Source organism: Streptomyces sp. NPDC017520, assembly GCF_044329855.1.
Taxonomy (GTDB): domain Bacteria; phylum Actinomycetota; class Actinomycetes; order Streptomycetales; family Streptomycetaceae; genus Streptomyces.
The window spans coordinates 91,368-108,094 of record NZ_JBIRKB010000016.1 but is presented as its reverse complement, the minus strand read 5'-3'; the positions used below and the strand labels follow the sequence as shown (position 1 = coordinate 108,094).

Annotated in this window: 14 protein-coding genes, 1 tRNA gene and 1 pseudogene; 4 read left to right on the top strand and 12 right to left on the bottom strand. The window is 70.3% G+C overall.

Annotated features, from left to right (window positions below; genetic code table 11):
* The first annotated feature begins 322 nt into the window (after window positions 1–322).
* From ACH4KB_RS30335 to ACH4KB_RS30325, 3 genes are read left to right on the top strand one after another with little or no spacing between them, the layout of a single operon-like run.
* Entirely contained in the window at window positions 323–775 is a 453-nt protein-coding gene (locus tag ACH4KB_RS30335) for a hypothetical protein (protein WP_398069035.1), read from the top strand.
* On the top strand, window positions 775–3,075 hold the full coding sequence (locus ACH4KB_RS30330; RefSeq protein ID WP_398069034.1) for a hypothetical protein: 2,301 nt from the start codon (window positions 775–777) through the stop codon (window positions 3,073–3,075). Before ACH4KB_RS30335 ends, ACH4KB_RS30330 begins: the two co-directional genes overlap by 1 nt.
* A 2-nt stretch (window positions 3,076–3,077) precedes the next feature.
* Window positions 3,078–3,761, top strand: a complete 684-nt coding sequence (locus tag ACH4KB_RS30325; protein ID WP_398069033.1) for a hypothetical protein — start codon at window positions 3,078–3,080, stop codon at window positions 3,759–3,761.
* 85 nt (window positions 3,762–3,846) lie between these two features.
* On the opposite strand, the gene ACH4KB_RS30320 is transcribed toward ACH4KB_RS30325, so the two are convergent.
* From ACH4KB_RS30320 to ACH4KB_RS30305, 4 genes are all read right to left on the bottom strand, one after another.
* A complete protein-coding gene (locus ACH4KB_RS30320; RefSeq protein WP_398069032.1) occupies window positions 3,847–5,631 on the bottom strand; it encodes a DEAD/DEAH box helicase in 1,785 nt (594 codons plus the stop codon).
* A 159-nt stretch (window positions 5,632–5,790) separates the two neighbouring features.
* A complete protein-coding gene (locus ACH4KB_RS30315) occupies window positions 5,791–6,180 on the bottom strand; it encodes a type II toxin-antitoxin system death-on-curing family toxin (RefSeq protein WP_398069031.1) in 390 nt (129 codons plus the stop codon).
* Window positions 6,177–6,377 carry a ribbon-helix-helix protein, CopG family gene (locus ACH4KB_RS30310; RefSeq protein ID WP_026290595.1) on the bottom strand — a complete coding sequence of 67 codons (201 nt, stop codon included), beginning with the start codon at window positions 6,375–6,377 and terminating at the stop codon, window positions 6,177–6,179. The genes ACH4KB_RS30315 and ACH4KB_RS30310 overlap by 4 nt, the downstream gene beginning before the upstream one ends.
* Before the next feature lie 39 nt (window positions 6,378–6,416).
* Window positions 6,417–7,922, bottom strand: a complete 1,506-nt coding sequence (locus ACH4KB_RS30305; protein ID WP_398069030.1) for an MFS transporter — start codon at window positions 7,920–7,922, stop codon at window positions 6,417–6,419.
* A gap of 226 nt (window positions 7,923–8,148) precedes the next feature.
* Here ACH4KB_RS30305 and ACH4KB_RS30300 point away from each other — a divergent pair.
* A tRNA-Cys gene (locus ACH4KB_RS30300) sits at window positions 8,149–8,223 on the top strand.
* 53 nt (window positions 8,224–8,276) lie between these two features.
* On the opposite strand, the gene ACH4KB_RS30295 is transcribed toward ACH4KB_RS30300, so the two are convergent.
* The 8 genes and pseudogenes from ACH4KB_RS30295 to ACH4KB_RS30260 form a co-directional block, all read right to left on the bottom strand.
* Entirely contained in the window at window positions 8,277–8,609 is a 333-nt protein-coding gene (locus ACH4KB_RS30295; RefSeq protein ID WP_398069029.1) for a hypothetical protein, read from the bottom strand.
* Between the two features lie 358 nt (window positions 8,610–8,967).
* The gene (locus ACH4KB_RS30290) at window positions 8,968–9,627 is read right to left on the bottom strand and encodes a hypothetical protein (protein WP_398069028.1); all 660 of its coding nucleotides are present in this window, start codon (window positions 9,625–9,627) and stop codon (window positions 8,968–8,970) included.
* On the bottom strand, window positions 9,627–9,875 hold the full coding sequence (locus ACH4KB_RS30285) for a hypothetical protein (RefSeq protein ID WP_398069027.1): 249 nt from the start codon (window positions 9,873–9,875) through the stop codon (window positions 9,627–9,629). The genes ACH4KB_RS30290 and ACH4KB_RS30285 overlap by 1 nt, the downstream gene beginning before the upstream one ends.
* A 58-nt stretch (window positions 9,876–9,933) precedes the next feature.
* Window positions 9,934–10,575 (bottom strand): annotated as a pseudogene (locus ACH4KB_RS30280) (hypothetical protein); the annotation flags it as partial.
* Between the two features lie 19 nt (window positions 10,576–10,594).
* Window positions 10,595–11,017 (bottom strand): hypothetical protein, encoded by a 423-nt coding sequence (locus ACH4KB_RS30275; protein ID WP_398069026.1) that lies wholly within the window; start codon window positions 11,015–11,017, stop codon window positions 10,595–10,597.
* A gap of 307 nt (window positions 11,018–11,324) precedes the next feature.
* A complete protein-coding gene (locus ACH4KB_RS30270) occupies window positions 11,325–13,679 on the bottom strand; it encodes a xanthine dehydrogenase family protein molybdopterin-binding subunit (protein ID WP_398069025.1) in 2,355 nt (784 codons plus the stop codon).
* Window positions 13,680–13,761: 82 nt separating this feature from the next.
* Entirely contained in the window at window positions 13,762–15,489 is a 1,728-nt protein-coding gene (locus ACH4KB_RS30265; protein WP_398069024.1) for a 2Fe-2S iron-sulfur cluster-binding protein, read from the bottom strand.
* Entirely contained in the window at window positions 15,486–16,382 is an 897-nt protein-coding gene (locus ACH4KB_RS30260; protein WP_398069023.1) for an FAD binding domain-containing protein, read from the bottom strand. The genes ACH4KB_RS30265 and ACH4KB_RS30260 overlap by 4 nt, the downstream gene beginning before the upstream one ends.
* Window positions 16,383–16,727 lie beyond the last annotated feature (345 nt).

The window sequence follows — 16,727 nt, the reverse complement described above, 5'->3', positions numbered from 1 at the left end:
GGACGCGGAGCCACGGAACGGCTCGCACATAAGGGCCGGTCAGCGCGGCAGCGTCCGGAAAGCGAACATCTACGCGCGTTCACGTGTCACGACTGGTGCACGGCAGAGCGCACTCAGGGGTGAACAAGCGTTAACACTGCGTAAAGTATTGGTACACGATTCCTCGTGCCTCTCCCTTGATCACCGCACGCCGGAAGCACCGTCTGTTCGGAATGTGTGACGAACAACGGTACGGCGGCCGCGCGGCGCGCCTGATTGGTAGCTTCCCTGACACACAGCCGCCGGCAACGGGCGGCCGGGCTCGCGGGAGGCGTTCAGATCCATGGTGTGGGACGAGTGGGAGCAGCTGAAGGCCGACGCGGCCGACCAGCGGTCGCAGCGGATGCAGTTGAACCAGTTACCGCCGGAACCGAGTGGTGGGGGCGGCAGCCAACAAGGGGACCTCGCGGTCAACCAGACTGATCTGGCCGCGATCGGAGACGCGGCTTTCGAACTTCATCAGGGCTTCAGCCGGGTGAGCGAGCATGCCCGCGCCGCTTCTCAGAAGGCGGCCGGAGGGCTGAAGACCCAGGGGTTCGCACTCGGCGGCGCGCTGGACCACGTGGCGTCGCGCTGGATCGACCAGTCCAGGTCGTTGTTGGACGCCACCGCGCACATCTCCAACCACCTCGACTTCACCAAGGGCGCCCACGCGGGCGACGAGGTCCACATCGCGGGAGCCGTCAGCAGCATTGCCACGCTCGACGCAGGCTTCAACGAGAGGAAGGGCGCCTGATGGACCTCGACGCCCTCCGCTTCGGCAACTTCTCGCAGCTCGGTGAGGCGATCACCGACTGGGAGCAGATGGTCAAGAAGTTGGCGACCCTCAAGAGCGACGCCAAGGACAACCTGGGCGGCAAGGCGGCGAAGGCCCGGTGGGCCGGGGAGAACGCCACCGTCACTCGCTCCTTCGTGGACAAGACCGCGGGTGAGTTCGCCGACGCCCACACCCAGGCCCGCACGGTCGCCCGCATCCTCGGCGACACCCGGGACGAGCTGGTCGCCTTCCGCGACGAGCTCAACGAGGTGATCTCGCAGAGCGGGAAGAAGAACCTGACGGTCAGGGACACGGGCGACGGGTCGTTCACCGTCACGATGAACATCCATCCGGACCGTGCCGCCAAGGGCACCACACTCCCCGAGCACAGTCAGAGCGACGTGGACGGCCTGCGGGACCGGGTCCAGGCGATCCTGCAGAAGGCCACGCGCAGCGACACCACCGCGTCCGAGGCGCTGCGGCTCATCGTGGACCAGGCCGAGCACGGGTTCTCCGGCGCCGACTACGCGGACCGGGACTCCGCGGCCAAGGCGGTCGCCGAGGCCGCGGCGCTCGCCAAGCTCTTCAAGAAGGACCCGACCGACCTCACGACGACCGAGCTGAACACGGTCAACGCCACGCTCGCCAAGTACGGCAAGGACCCGCTGTTCGCGGAGAAGCTCGCCACTTCCACGACGCCCGACGGGCTGCTGAAGTTCTACGCCGGCGTCGCCGACCCGTACCAGGGCTACGGAGCCGACCCGAAGCGGCTGGAACAGGCCAAGCTCCTCCAGAAGAACCTGGGTGTCGCGCTGGGCACCGCCACGCTCTCCGACAGCGCGGCCATGCGGTCCTGGGAGCAGAAGATGGTCAAGCTGGGTCCGGAGGAACTCGGCACCGACCACGCGAACAATCCCCGTGGATTCGCCGTCATGAGCAATCTCATGCGGTTCGGCGACTACGACGACCAGTTCCTCAACGACTACGGCGAGAAGCTCGTGGCGTTCGACAAGGAACGCAACGTCGAGCACATGAGTCCGTGGATCAACAACTGGAACAACGGCGACCTGAACTTCTACAGCGAGAACGACCGGGGCCGCGACCCGATGACCGGCTTCCTGGAGGCCCTCGGCCACAACCCCGGGGCCGCGACGCAGTTCTTCGCCCAGCCGGAAGGCGCCGGAGCGGGGGTCGACAAGGAATCGGAGGTGAACGAGAACCTCAAGTACTTCACGAAGGAGCGCATCTGGCTGTCCGACGCCTTCATCATGGGCGGTGACAACAAGGTCATCGCGGGCCACGACTCCCTCGGCCACGCGCTGGAGGCCGCCACCACCGGATACGTCTACGACGGCGACCCGATGACCGCCAAGGACCCGATGACCCCCGGGAACCGCGACCTGCGCACTGCGGAGACGGCAGGGGTCATGGAACAGGTCGCGTTCCTGTACGGGAGCGAGGACGGGCCGAAGATGCTCCATGAGCAGTCCCAACTGGCCGATAGTCTCGGCAAGATGGGGGCGGCGTACATCGACGACATCAACTACAGCCTGACCGGGGTCGGGGACCATATGAAGGACGAGGGGGCCTTTCCGGCGAAGTACGCCGGTCGTGCGGACCTCGGCAACCAGGGTGCCGTCAGCTTCCTGAGCGTGCTCGGCCAGAATGAGACCTCGCACGGTGTCGTCACGGCGGCAGAGCACCTATACACACTGAGCGTGCTCGACGCCAACCCCGCAACGAGCAAAGCGAACATCGACAACGCGCACGATGCTCTGACGACAGGTGCCGAAGCGCGCGGCATCCTCGACCACTCCCGCGTACAGCAGGCGGAGAAGACGTACGAGGACGAGGCGGAGCAACAGAACAAGTCGCTCGGCCGTTCCGGCGACTGGGCCAAGCTGGGTGCCGGAGTCGTGGTGGGAGGCGGTATCGCCGCGATTCCGGTGCCCGGTTCCACGGCGGCGGCGCTGGTGGTGGCACCGCTGGCCGCGGAGACGGTCGGCAACGCGGTCAACACCTTCATCGGGCACGAGATCGACAAGGGGATCGACGGTGCCCAGAAAGACCCCTTGCAACAGGCCCAGATGACCAGTCAGGAATTCTACGACCAAGGGGTGGACGATCTCGGCAAGGCCTATCTCGCTTATGTGAAGGACAATCCAGAGGTCGCCGGGATCGGTGATGACCAGGAGTGGAACCAGGAAATCAAGGAGAGTTACCTCGGCACAGGCTCCGGACAGAACGACTATCGCGGACGCGCTCCGCACAAGGACTGAACATGCCATGGCCATCGGACCGAACCTCCCGACAGAAACGGGCCGCGACAACCTGGCTCCGCGCCGCTTACGGGGTGCTGCTGCTCGCGGCGGCGACCGCCTGCGGCGGGGACGAGAAGACCGGCAAGCAGGACGTGTTTTCCGCCGAGCAGGTGTGCGACGGGACGCTCCGAGCATCGGCGCAGCAGGCGCTGCGGCGGGTCAGCGGGACGGACCGGTTCACCGAACTGACCGGGCGAGACGCATCGGGTGAACCGGGTACGTTCTCTCTCGAGCTCGCTGCGAAGCACCTGCACGGGAAAATCGGTGAGCGGCTGGACTGCAACGTCTACCGTGCTGACGACGACAGCGGGCATCCCCAGCTGGAAGTCGAATTCGAACCGCGGGCGGACCGCCCTGACATGAGCAAGGACGACGAGCACCTCCCGTTCGCCCTCGGCGTGCACGCCTACGTGAAGGGTGACGGCGGCGCTTACCTGTACTTCTCCTGCTCCACAGAGGGCAAGCAGGGGAAGGCGTCGTACGTGAAGGCCAGCATGTTCACCGTGGCCGGTGTGAACCCCGCCTCCACCGCCAAGGACCGCATGACCATCCTCAACGACGTGTCCCGCGCCCTGGCCGAGCAGCTCGGCTGCGCCGACGAGGCCGCGCTGCCCGACCAGGTCCCCGAGCCAGCGAACGGCTGACGGTCTCGACGAGGACGCGAAGGAGGGCGGGACGCGTACGGATACGCGTCCCGCCCTCCTTCCTTCCTCGGGCCCGTTCTCCCGGTCACGTCATCCGCGTCGCCCACTCCTGGACCTTCGCGATCCGCTGCTGGATCTGGTGCGCCGTGGCCTCCGCGCTCGGCGGGCCGCCGCAGACGCGGCGCAGTTCGTTGTGGATCACACCGTGGGGCTTGCCGCTCTGGTGGGTGTAGGCGGAGACCGTGGTGTTGAGCTGCTTGCGCAGGCTCAGCAGCTGCTTGTGGGTGACCACGGGCCGGGCGTCGGCCGGCTTCTCCAGGAGGTCGGCCTCCTCGGCCGGCTTCTGGCGGCTGTGCGCGATCTGCCGGGTCTGCCGCTTCTGGAGGAGAAGCTGGACCTGGTCGGGCTCCAGGAGCCCGGGGATGCCGAGGTAGTCCTGTTCCTCCTCGGAGCCGGGGTGGGCCTGCATGCCGAACTCGGCGCCGTCGTACAACACCCGGTCGAAGACGGCGTCGGACTCCAGCGCCTCGAAGGGCAGCTGCTCCTCGGTCTCCTCGTCCTCCAGCCTCTCCGCGTCGGCGAGGAGCTTGTCCTCCTCCGAGAACGGGTTCTCCTCGTCGCTGCCCTTCTTCGGCTTGTCGAGCACGTGGTCGCGCTCGACCTCCATCTCGTTGGCGAAGTCGAGGAGCATCGGGATGGTCGGGACGAAGACGGAGGCCGTCTCGCCGCGCCTGCGGGACCGCACGAAGCGGCCGACGGCCTGGGCGAAGAAGAGAGGCGTGGAGATCGTCGTCGCGTAGACGCCGACGGCGAGGCGCGGCACGTCGACGCCCTCGGACACCATGCGGACCGCGACCATCCAGCGCGACTCGTCACCGCTGAACTGGTCGATCTTCTTGGAGGCGGCCTTCTCGTCGGAGAGGACCACGGTCGGCGTCTCGCCGGTGACCTTCTTGAGGATCTTGGCGTACGCGCGCGCCGACTCCTGGTCGGTCGCGATGACGAGGCCCCCCGCGTCGGGGATGCCCTTGCGGACCTCGGTGAGCCGCTTGTCGGCGGCGGTGAGCACGTTGGGAATCCACTCGCCGGTGGGCGCCAGCGCGGTGCGCCAGGCCTGCCCGATGGCGTCCTTGGTCATCGGCTCGCCGAGCCGCGCGGCGATCTCGTCACCGGCCTTGGTGCGCCAGCGCATGTTGCCGCTGTAGCTGAGGAAGATGACCGGGCGGACGACGCCGTCGGCCAGCGCGTTGCCGTAGCCGTAGGTGTAGTCGGCGGAGGAGCGGCGGATGCCGTCGTTGCCCTCCTCGTACGCGACGAACGGGATCGGGTTCGTGTCCGAACGGAACGGCGTACCGGTCAGCGCGAGCCGCCGGGTCGCCGGGTCGAACGCCTCCTGGCAGGCCTCGCCCCAGGACTTCGAGTCACCGGCGTGGTGGATCTCGTCGAGGATCACGAGCGTCTTGCGCTGCTCGCAGCGGTTGCGGTGCAGCATCGGACGGACGCCGACACCGGCGTACGTCACGGCGACCCCGTGGTACTCCTTGCTCAGCGGGCCGGCGCTGTAGTCGGGGTCGAGCTTGATCCCTATCCGGGCGGCCGCCTCCGCCCACTGCTTCTTGAGGTGCTCGGTCGGGGCGACGACGGTGATCTGCTGCACGACATGGTGGTGCAGCAGCCACGACGCGAGGGTCAGCGCGAACGTGGTCTTGCCGGCGCCGGGCGTCGCGACGGCGAGGAAGTCGCGCGGCTGCTCCTGGATGTACCTCTCCATGGCGCCCTGCTGCCAGGCTCGCAGCTTGCCGGCGGTGCCCCAGGGGGCGCGGCCGGGAAAGGCGGGTGAGAGGTGGTGGGAGGCGGTGGTAGTAGTCACGGTCTCCGGTTCGGGGCTCTCGGGTACGTGGGGCGCTGTCCGCACCGGACCCGGCCCTTGATCGGCCCGGCCCCGCGATACGACAACCGGGCCACCCTACCGGGGGCCCGGTTGAAACCCGGTACGGACGAGCCGTGCCGGGGGCCGACGAGACCGTGCTCACATCGCGTCGAGGACCAGATCCCGCAGCCCCTGGGAGATCGTCTTGATCTCGTCCGTCGCCCCCGTGGCGACATCGATGACCAGCCGTTCCGCCGCGTCGATGTCCGGGCGCAGTTCAACGCCGTTCATGGCCAGAAACGTGACACAGGACAGCCAGGCAGTCCTCTTGTTGCCGTCGAAAAGGGGGCGGTTGACCGCCAGGGACTGGAGGAGCGCCGCCGCCTTGTCGATCAGATCGGGGTAGGCCTCCTCGCCGAACATGGCGGCGGAGGGGCGGTGCGCCGCCGACTCCAGCAGCCCGGCGTCCCGAAGGACGATCTGCATGCCGTCGCACGCATGCTCGGCGATCACGAGGATGTCCTCGGAGCTCAGATAGACACAGCTCACTTCAGCCGCTCCATCAGCTCGCTCCACTTGGCCGCCTGCTCCTTGGCCGTCTTGCGGACGATGGCCTGTTGCGCGGTCCTGGCGAGATAGTCGTCCACGGCCTGGAGCAGTATGGCGTGCATGCTGGTGCCCTCCTGCTCGGCACGCTGCTTGAGGGCTTCGGTCTGGTCGTCACGGAGACGCAGGTTCATAGCCATACCAGAACGGTACCAGCGGATGGTGCCAGAGTGGTACCGCTACTTCTCCCGCACGACGACCCGGGTCGCCACCCACGCCCCCACCAGCGCCACCCCCGCCATCGGCAGGAACACGGCGGCGAACGCGCCCGGGTGTGAGCCGGCGGCTCCCGCCTCCACCGCCCCGTGCGCGGCCGCGCCCACCGCCCCGCCGCCGAGCGCGGCGAAGGCCGCTCCGCCGCCGGCCAGGAGCAGCACGTTGGAGAGCCCGTCGGAGATCTGGAGGGCGGCCGAGTTGGAGCCCGCCTCCTCCGGGGCCGACAGCTTCAGCAGCAGCACGCTGGTGGAGGCGATCACCATGCCCATCCCGAAGCAGCCGAAGGCCCAGGCGACGGCGACGGTCCAGACCGGGACCCCCTCGATCAGCACGGAGGGCGCCACCGCGATCGAGGCGGCGACCAGCACCATGCCGCTGACCATCAGCCGCTCACGGTGGGGCTCCATGCGCGGCCGGGACTGCACGAACGAACCGAGAGCCCAGGTCGCCCCGCCCACGGCCAGCGAGAGCCCGGCCATCGTCGGGGAGAGCCCGCGCTGGGTGACCAGCATCAGCGGTACGAAGGACTCGGCGGCGATGAACGACCCGGCGGCGACCCCACGCAGCAGGACCACCGAGGGCAGCCCGCGCCCCGCCCGTACGGTCCCGGTGGGCAGCAGTCCGCGTACGGCGGGGACCAGCAGGGCGGTGCCGAGGGCGGCCGGCAGGAGGGCGAGCCAGTTCAGCTCCTGCCCCGCGTACTGGAGCAGCCCCGCCCCGGCCGAGATCCCCAGCGCGAGCCGGATCCGGCGGCGGTCGTACGGCTCGGTGGCGGCGGCCGGGTCGGCGGGCCCGGAGGCCGTCCGCCGGATCGCCGGGAGGGCCAGGACGAGCGGGATCACGATGAGGACCGGGATGCCGACGAAGACCCAGCGCCAGCCGAGGTGCTCGGTCACCGTCCCGGAGGCCAGCGGCCCGACGACGGAGGGGATCACCCAGCTCGCGGCGAAGGCCGCCAGGATCGCGGGCCGGATGCGCTCGGGGTAGGCCCGCCCGATGACCACGTACAGGGCGACGATCACCAGCCCGCCGCCGAGTCCCTGGACCGCCCGGCCCGCGATGAAGACCCACATGCTGCTGGCCGCCCCGGAGAGCAGCAGGCCGACGCCGAACGCGGTGATCCCGGTGGCGAGCGGCTGGAGCGGCCCGCGCCGGTCGGCCCACTGCCCGGAGAGGACCATGGCGAACAGGCTGGTGGTGAAGTACGCGGAGAAGGCGAAGGCGTAGAGGGGGATCCCGTTCAGCTCACGCGCGGCGACCGGCATGGCCGTGCCGACCGCCGTGGCCTCGAACGCGATGAGGAACACCACGGAGACGATGCCGATGCTGAGCGCCCGGTAGGTGCGCCCGAGGACCCCTTCGACGGCTGCGAGGGGAATGTCGGACAGCGGGTCCGGGGAGTGATCGTCGGTCGCGGGCGGCGCGAGGTGTGCGGCATCGGCGCCGTCACGCGGTTCGAGGGCGGTCATGGGCTCAGCGTAAGGGGCATGGAGCAGTTTGAACCCTGTCCATGTGCGGCACCGCGCTCGGCCCTTGGTCGTAGGTCCCGAGCCCCGGTGCCGGGCCGGGTGTGAACGGCGTATGGCAGTCGCGTTGCGTGCCCGCCGGATGCCTTGAGGCGGCGGGCGGAGCCCCGTAGCGTCATGGACAGCAAGGGAACAGAGCACCGCACGACAGCACCGCAGCGCCACACCCGACCGTGTGCCCGAGAGGCTCAGGGGCTCGACTGCAACTCGAGTTACACCGGTTCGAATCCGGTCACGGTCTCCATCGCCGAGCGGCCGTCCCCACGACAGGGGGCGGCCGCTCTCGTTCGCGGCCGGTCAGCCGGTCTTCAGGGCTTTCATCACCTCGCGCGTATCGCTGATCAGATCGGCCCGGTAGGCGAGCATCTCCGGCTGGTCCACCACGTCCGGCAGACCGTCCGTTCCGTTGTCGATGTCCGGAGGAGACATCCAGGAGGACAGGGCGAGCGTCACGACGAAACCGCCTTCCACCACCTGCACGCGCATGGACGCGTCCTCGGCAGCCCACAGCAGCCTCCGCACCCGGCGCCGGCCACCGCCCGCGTGCCCCTGCCCCGGATCGAACCCGCCCACCACGTCCGTGGGCTCCGTCGGCCCGGGTTCGCCCACCAGTTCCGGCTCAGTGATCACGTACGGGCTCTCCCCTGTTCGTTACGGCGCTACGAACCTTCGGACGGGTTCGGCCCTTCGCCGCATTCTCCGGCTATCCGGGCCGGCCGGGAAGTGTCCAGGTGCCTCCGTCGGCCCGGGGAGCTCCTCGCTCCGGCAGGGGGCGCCCGTACTGTCCTGCCTGCCTGCCTGCCTGCCTGCCTGCCTGCCGCTGGAGTACTAGCGGACGAACTCTCCGTCCGCGTGACGGTCGTGGCCCGTCATGGATACCGGTGTCCTTGTTCCGCACACCGATCTTCGAGCTGCCGGGCATCCTTGCCCCACCCATGGCCACCAGCCGCAGACGCCCCGACCTCGCAAGAGGCGTCACCGCCCAGGATCAGCGGAGGAGTTGCGCCGGCACAACCGGATCTCCGGTGCAGCCCAGTTCCTCCACCAGGGTTCGCGCGAACGTCGACAGCAGGGTCTGGCGCTGCTCGACTGCCAGCCCGGGGTCGGCCACCATCATCTCGAGAGGCAGTCCCTCCTGCTGCCCTGACGGAGCGCCGGGAACACCGCACTCGACAAGGAGCCTCATACGCGACTGCCCGTCCTCCGGCCAGACGAATACCTGGTCGTTCAACCGTTGCCAGTTCTTGCCGTACTTCGGCTTGCTCATCATAAAATCAAAGGTGAGCATGGACCACCCGGCCGTCGCCTCGATCACAAATGCGCCGCCATCCCCGGACCGGAGCTGAATGCGGCAGGCGCTGTATTCGTTGTGCAGCAGATCGTCCTCGGACCACTCCTCAGCCTCACGGCTCAGTGCCGCCGCCAAGTCCCCCGGGGCAAGGCGCGTTAAAGCTGCCTCCTCACCTCCACCCACGGAGTCGACCGCCTTGCGGACGTTCTCTGCGCCCAGGAAATGTGCACATGCCTGGCGACTCTTGGAATCAGCCGTCTTCCTCTCGGAATCGGAACCGTCCGAACACCCGGCCAGCACCAAGCCGCCCAGAACGACGCCGGTCATCATGGATGCCCGGAGTACCCGCTTCGCCATCAGTTGACCTTCCCCAGATGTCTCGCCGCCGTTACACCGTTGTTGTATTGCGTCTCGGTATCCGCGAAGAGAACGCGCTTCTCCTGCTCCGTCATTCCCACGGATTCGGCGTAGTGGAACATAGCAGCGGCGGCACTCGCCTTACCTTGTGAGGCATTCGCATCGATACTGGTGAGCGCTTGGTCGCCGTTGCTGTACTCGGCGTCTTTAAGATATTGCAGAGTGTCAGTGCCGTACTGCGTGCTCACCGCATTGCCGGCCGTCTCCATTACCAGCGGTACCGCAACTGCGGCAACAACACCAGCGCGACTGGAGTTCGGTGTGGGTGAGGTCGCGGCCCTTGGCGGCCAGCGCGGCGGCCCGGCCCGCCTCCTCCTGGTCGAACTTGGTGAACTTCGGGGCGCTGAAGTCCTTGCGGTCGGTGACGTTGGCCTGGAGGGAGTTCTTGAAGGTCACATCGGTGTCGTTGCAGTTGTCGACGATGAGGTCGATCCGCCGCTGCCACGACTCGATGTTCTCCCTCTCCTGCTGGAGGTACTTGCTGAAGTCGGGGTCGTGGCGTGCCGTGTTGTTCTCGGAGATCGGGGAACGCGCCGTCACCTTGCCCCTGCCGTCCACCTTGACGCCGGCCGCCGGCCCTTCGTGGTCCCGGATGTTGACCAGGTCGTCCTTGGCCTTCTTGAAGGCCGTGTAGCCCTCTGCCAGCAGCGTTTTGACACCCTTGGCCTCGGCGGCGGCGTCCGTGAACTCCTTGGCGGTCTTGCCGATGAACTCCCTGGTGACCCCGGCGTTGAGGCCCTCCCAGTTCGCCTTGCTCGCCTTCGCCTTCAGCCCGTCCGAGGCCTGGGTGGCGAGCCTGTCCAGATTGGCCGCCATTTCCGACCAGTCGTCGGCCGCGGCCTTCAGCTTCCCCAGCGGGGCTTCGACGATTTCCTCGTAACTCAGCATGTGCGTGTTCCCCCGGGCGCTACTTCAAGTATTCCGACAGCTTGGAAACCGCCGTCAGATCTCCGCCGATCTTCACGTCGTCCTTCGCGTGCTGGGCCTTGGTGTAATCCAGGTGGTTCGAGATGTGCGCGCAGGAATCCAGCAGCGTTTTGAGATGGGTCTGCCAGCGGTCTTGCACCTTGAGCAGTGCCGAACCGCTCGCGAAGTTGCCGTTGGTGAGCGCGATCGCCGCGTCGAAGGTGGTCGGGCGGGCATGGTCGCCGTCCTTCGACAGCTTCGTCCTCAGCTCGTAGGCGTCCTTGCCTATGGCGCCGAGGTCATCCCGGGTCACCACCAGGTCGGGTGCCCCGCCGCCGCCCTCGGCCGGAGCGCTGTTGAGCTGCATGGCGCTTCGCTCTGCCGCTGCCGCGCGCAGTTCGGCCCATTCCTTCTCGAACATCACGTGACCCCCGGGACTTGCTGTGCGGACAGCCTTCGTAGCAAACGTACGTGGCGGGCACAGAGCGGGCGAGTAGCATCTGAGCCTTTGTCCGGGCACGAATTCAGCGGAACCACGGGGTCGCGCTTGTATCCGTCGTCGTATTCCTGCTCTTCCCTGACTGGCGGGCGCGACTGCGAGATCTCGGCGGGGGTCTTCGTACCGGGAGCGGACAGCGGCAGCAACCACTCCGTTCCCCGGTACGACCTCACCTCTGCCGTCGACGACGGCCCCTGCTGAGCCGGGACCGCCCGCCGCGGCGGACTGCGGGTCAGCCCTTGGGCGTCGCCACCGCCGCCTGCGGCCTGATCGGCAGGCGGTTCACCGGGCGGCCCGTCGCCGAGCGGACTGCCGAGGCGACCGCCGCGGGGGCCGTGACGACCGGGACGGCCGAGGCCGGCTTCGCGCCGAAGGGAGCCACCACGTCGCGTTCCTCGACCAGTTTCACGATGCGGATGTCCGGGGCGTCCAGCGAGGTCGGGAGCGCGTAGCCGGTCAGGTCGGGGTGGCGGATGAGGCCGCGGGCGGTGCGGAGGTTCTCCGTGAGGGCCGCGCCGATGCCCTGGGTGATGCCCGCCTCGATGCGGATCGCCAGCTGGGCCGGGTTCAGGACGCGGCCGACGTCCTGGGCGACCGCCATCTCCACCACGCGGACGGAGCCGAGCTCGATGTCGACGTCGACCACCGCACGCACCGCGCAGAACGCGAGGCCGACGAACGCGTCGCCCTGGCCGGACTCGTCCAGCCGTTCCGTGGGGTGGGGGCGGCACTGGGCGGTGGCCCAGAGTTCCTTGCCGTCCAGCTCCTCGGTGACCGTCGTGGACAGCACCCCGTCGTACGAGGTGATCTTGCCGTCGGCGATCTGGAGCAGCTCCGTGGACATGCCGAACTTGTGGGCCAGCGGCTGGAGGAGCTGGGTGCGGACCATCTTCGCCGCGCGCTCCACCGCCCCGCCCGACACCCAGGTGTGGCGGCCGTGCGTCGCCGGACCCGCCGGGGGCTGGTCGGTGTCGACGGCGGCCACGTGCACCTCTTCGATGCCCAGGGTCTCCTGGACGATCTGGCGGGCCAGCGTGGTGAAGCCCTGGCCCGTCTCCACGGCGGCGCAGATCACCGTGGCCACGCCGTCGTGGACCCGGACCGTGGCCGTCGAGACCTCGTCCGTGCCCTCGGCCCCCAGCATGTGGACCATGCCCAGGCCGTAGCCCACGCCCCGGCGCACCGCCCCGGGCTCCCCCGCGCCCTCGGGACCGCCCGGCAGCAGCCAGTCGTCCTCCGGGACGTCCTTGGGGAGGGCGGGGAGGGGGAAGTCGCGTACGGCCTGGAGTAGTTCGGCCACCGGGGCCGGGCAGGTCACCGTCTGGCCCGTGGGCAGGATGTCGCCCGTGGCGAGCGTGTTGCGCAGGCGCAGTTCGGCCGGGTCGATGCCCAGCTTCGCGGCCAGCTTGTCCATCTGGCCCTCGTACGCCGCGCAGACCTGCATCGCGCCCTCGCCGCGCACATGGCCCGACGGCGGGTTGTTCGTCCGGACCGCCCAGCCCTCGATGAAGGCGTGCGGGACGACGTAGGGCCCGCAGGCGAAGGCCACGGCGGCCGCCAGGGACTCCGAGGAGGCGTCGGCGTAGGCGCCCGCGTCAAGGAGGATCTGGGCCTCCACCTTGACCAGTCGGCCCTCCGCGTCCGCGTGGTGGCGGTAGCGCAGAAGCGTGGGGTGGCGGTGGGTGTGGCCGAGGAAGGACTCCTCGCGGCTCGCGGCGAGCTTCACCGGGCAGCCGGTGCGCAGCGCGAGGAGCCCGAGAGGGATCTGGAAGCCCGGGTCCTCGCGGTCGCCGGTCGCGCCCGGCACCCCGGTCACGACGACCTTGACCCGGTCCGGTTCCAGGCCGAAGCAGGCGGCGATCAGGTCGCGGTCGGTGTGCGGGTCGGTGGAGGCGGTGTAGATCTCCACGCCGCCGTCCGGGCGGGGCACGGCGAGGCCGGCCTCCGCGCCGATCGGGGCCGGGTCCTGGCGGCCGATGCGGTAGAGGCCCTCGACGACGACCTCGCCCGTCGCCTCCGCGTCGCCGTAGCGCAGCGGGATGTGGCGGATCAGGTTGCCGTCGGGGTGCAGGGGCTCCGCCGCGAACGCCTTCTCCGGGTCCGTGACCGGCTCCAGCACCTCGTACCGTACGGCGATGGCGGCGGCGGCCAGCCGTGCGGTGTCCGGGTGGTCGGCGGCGACGGCGGCGATCGGCTCGCCGTGGTGGCGGACCAGGTCGGACGCGAACACCGGGCGGTCCACGACGTGACGGCCGTAGTTGCTGTCCCCCGGCACGTCCTCGTGCGTGACGACCGCGCGCACCCCGGGCATCTCCTCGGCGCCGGAGGTGTCGATGGACAGGATCCGCGCGTGCGGGTGCGGTGAGCGCAGCACGGCCGCCCACAGCAGGCCCTCGGCCCAGAGGTCCGCCGCGTACGGGAAGGTGCCCTCGGTCTTCGCGCGGGCGTCGGCGGCGGGGAGCGACGCCCCCAGGCCCATCTGGGGCGGCGCCTGGTCCGGTCCGCCTCCGGATCCGCCGCTCAGCGCGTCGATCCTGGGCAGGCTCGTGCTGGTCGCGTTGGCCGCGGTGGCCGCGTCGCTGCTCACGCCGCCTCCTTGTCGATCACGTAGTGCTGCTGGTGTCGCGTGTACGTGTGCCGCTGCTGTACGGCGGGGCCGCGGGCGTGCCTCACAGCGCCTCTCCCTCGTGCGGGTGGGGTCCCCTCTGCACGCCGCCGGCGCCCGGCTCGGCCTGGTGCGGGATGCGGGCCTCGTCCTGGGCCGCCGTGGCCGCCTCGGCGCTCGCCTCGCGGGCCGCGACGACGTCCGCGACGGCGTCGAGCACGCCCCGGTAGCCGGAACAGCGGCAGAGGTTGCCGCAGAGCGCCTGGCGGGTCTCCAGTTCGCTGGGGGCGTGGTTGCCCTCCAGGAGGTCGTGGACGGTCATCGCCATGCCGGGGATGCAGAAGCCGCACTGGACGGCTCCGCAGGCGGACAGGGCGCGCTGGACGTCGGACGGTTCGCCGTCCACGGCGAGGCCCTCGACCGTACGCACCTCGCTCCCCGCCGCCGTGGCCGCGGGGACCAGGCAGGAGGCGACCAGCCGGCCGTCGACCTGGACGTTGCAGGCGCCGCACTCGCCCTGCGAGCAGCCGTCCTTGGCCCCGGCCAGACCGAGGCGCTCGCGGAGCACGTAGAGCAGGGACTCGCCGATCCAGGCGTCGCTGACCGGGCGGTCCACGCCGTTCACATGGAGCAGGTAGGACGCGGACGGGTGCTCGCTCGGTGCGTCGAGGAGGGCGGGGGCGGGAGCGGGAGCGGGGATGACGTCGGCTTCCGGGGCCGCGTCCTGCACCGCGTCCTGGGCCGCTTCCGGGGCTCCGTCCGGGGCTCCTTCCGGGGCTCCGTCCGGGACTGTGTCCGGCGGCGTGTCCGGGGCCGTGTTCGCTTCGGGCTCGGGCTCGGGCGCGGGTGCCGCGTCCGGCTCCTCGGCGGCGGGGGGCTCGATGTCGGTGGCGGTGTCGGTGACGGGCTCCGCGTCTGCCGCCTGGGCTGTCTGCTGGGCCGGTTCGTCCCGCGCCGGTCCGTCCGTTGCCGGTTCCGCTTCCGGGGTCTGCTCCGCCACGGGTACGGGGTCTGCCACCGGTTCCGGCTCCGGGGTGGCCCAGGGGGCGGGGGCGCCGCCGGGGAGTGTGGCCGGGCGGGCGCTGTCCGCGTACCACTGCGGCGTGTGCGCCGAGGCCAGGAACTCGCCCGATTCGTCCGGGAGATCCCCGTCCGCCACCGGAATCGTCCACTGGCCCGTGTGACCGGTCTGGCCGGTGTGTTCGGTGTGACCGGTGTGTTCGGTGTGACCGGTGTGGTCCACCTGGCCGGCCTGGTCTCCATGGTTCGCCTGGTCGGCGTGGGTCGCCCCCTCGGCGTGGCCTGGGTGTCCGCCCTCCGGGGCCGCAACCGTCTGCGTCGCCGCCGTCCCGCCGAACGCCTCGGTGAAGTTCCACTGGGCCGTGGCGTGCGACGTGTCCTGGTACGGGCCCTGGTAGCCGCCCTGCCCGCCCTGCTGGTTCGGGTCCGGCCAGTGGACCGCGCCGGGCTCCTGGGCGGCGGCCTCCTGGGCGCGCTGCTCGGCCTGTGCCTGCTGGGTCTGGGTCTGGGTCTGGAGAACCCAGCTGCCCGTCGCCGCCGGGTCCAGCCCCGCGGCCGGGGTCAGCGGCAGGATCATCGGGGGGACGTACCCCTGGCCGGGAGCGGCCAGGGGAATGTTCGCCAGGTCCTCCGGCGGGAGGTGGACGAACGCGGTGGCGTCGGCGTCGAACCCGTCGCCCTGCGGCGTCGGCTCCCAGCCGCCGTGACGGGGGTCCGGGCCTTCGGAGTGGCCCTGCCGCCCGTGCTGGTCGGGGAATTCCTCATTGCTCACGACAGTGCCCTCCCCAGCGCGCGTCGGGCGAGCGCGGCGACGGTGCGCCGCAGGTGCAGTACGGCCGGGGACAGCGGCGGGGCCTCTGTTCCGTCGGCGGGTGGTGCGTGGTCGGGGATGCAGGCCGCGGCGACGTACTCGCCGAAGGCGGCCAGCGCGTCGGGGGCCAGGCCCCGCTCGCCGTCCCAGTCGATCAGCGAGGCGATCCAGCGCTCGGCCTCCAGCGGGCGCAGCGGCATCGGGGCGATGGCGCCGACCGCGCAGCGCACGCCCCGGCGGGCCGGGTCCAGGACGACGGCGACCGAGGCGGTGGCGCGGCCCGGGCCGGTGCGGCCGGTGGCCTTCAGGAACACCTGCGGGGCGTGCAGCAGCGGTACGCGGACGAAGCCGATCAGCTCCGCGGGCTCCAGCAGTTCACGGCCGGCCAGCAGATGGGAGACGGGGATCTCGCGGCGGGCGCCGTCGGGGCCCGCGATGACCAGCTCGGCCTCCAGCGCGGCCAGCACCGGCAGGGCGTCGCCGGTGGGCGCGGAGGTGACGATGTTGCCGCCGAGCGTGCCAGCGTTGCGGATCTGCGGCGGTCCCGCGGCGCGGGCGGAGGCGGCGAGGGCGGGGATCAGGGCGGCGAAGTCGGGTCGCCCCATGCGGGCGTGGGTGAGGCCGGCGCCGAGGAGCGCGTGGCCGTCCTGGTAGTGCCAGCCGCGCAGCTCGCTGATCCGGCCGAGGCCGACCAGTCCCGAGGGGCGCAGGAGCCCCTTGTTGACGGCCGCCATCAGGTCCGTGCCCCCCGCGACCGGAACGGCTGCGGGCATGGCGCCGAGTGCCGCCACGGCCTCGTCCAACGAGGCCGGCAGCGTCACCGACTGCATCGTCTGCGGTGCGTGCGTGGTCAACCCAGCTGCCCCTTCCCGGTCTCCCGGCTGTCCCGCCTGTTCCGCCGTACGGTACGTGTTCACAGCCCGGACGTGGCAACTCTGGCACATCTTCCGATCGGACCGTCGCGAGGGTCCGCGAAGGGTGGATCCGTCCCTGACCTGCGAGATGGCCTGGTTTCGTCCTTCTTCGGCAGGGAGGGTGAATTGCCACTCTTCAGCGATGCTTGTACGACTTATTGCGGTTCGCGGTTCGCTGTCTCGGTTCGCAGTCGCGGTTCGCAGTCTCGCTCCGGCGCGTGGGGCGGGGGCTCGGGCGCGTGCCGTCAGGGCTGTTGGGCAGGGCTGTTGGGCCCGGACGCGCGC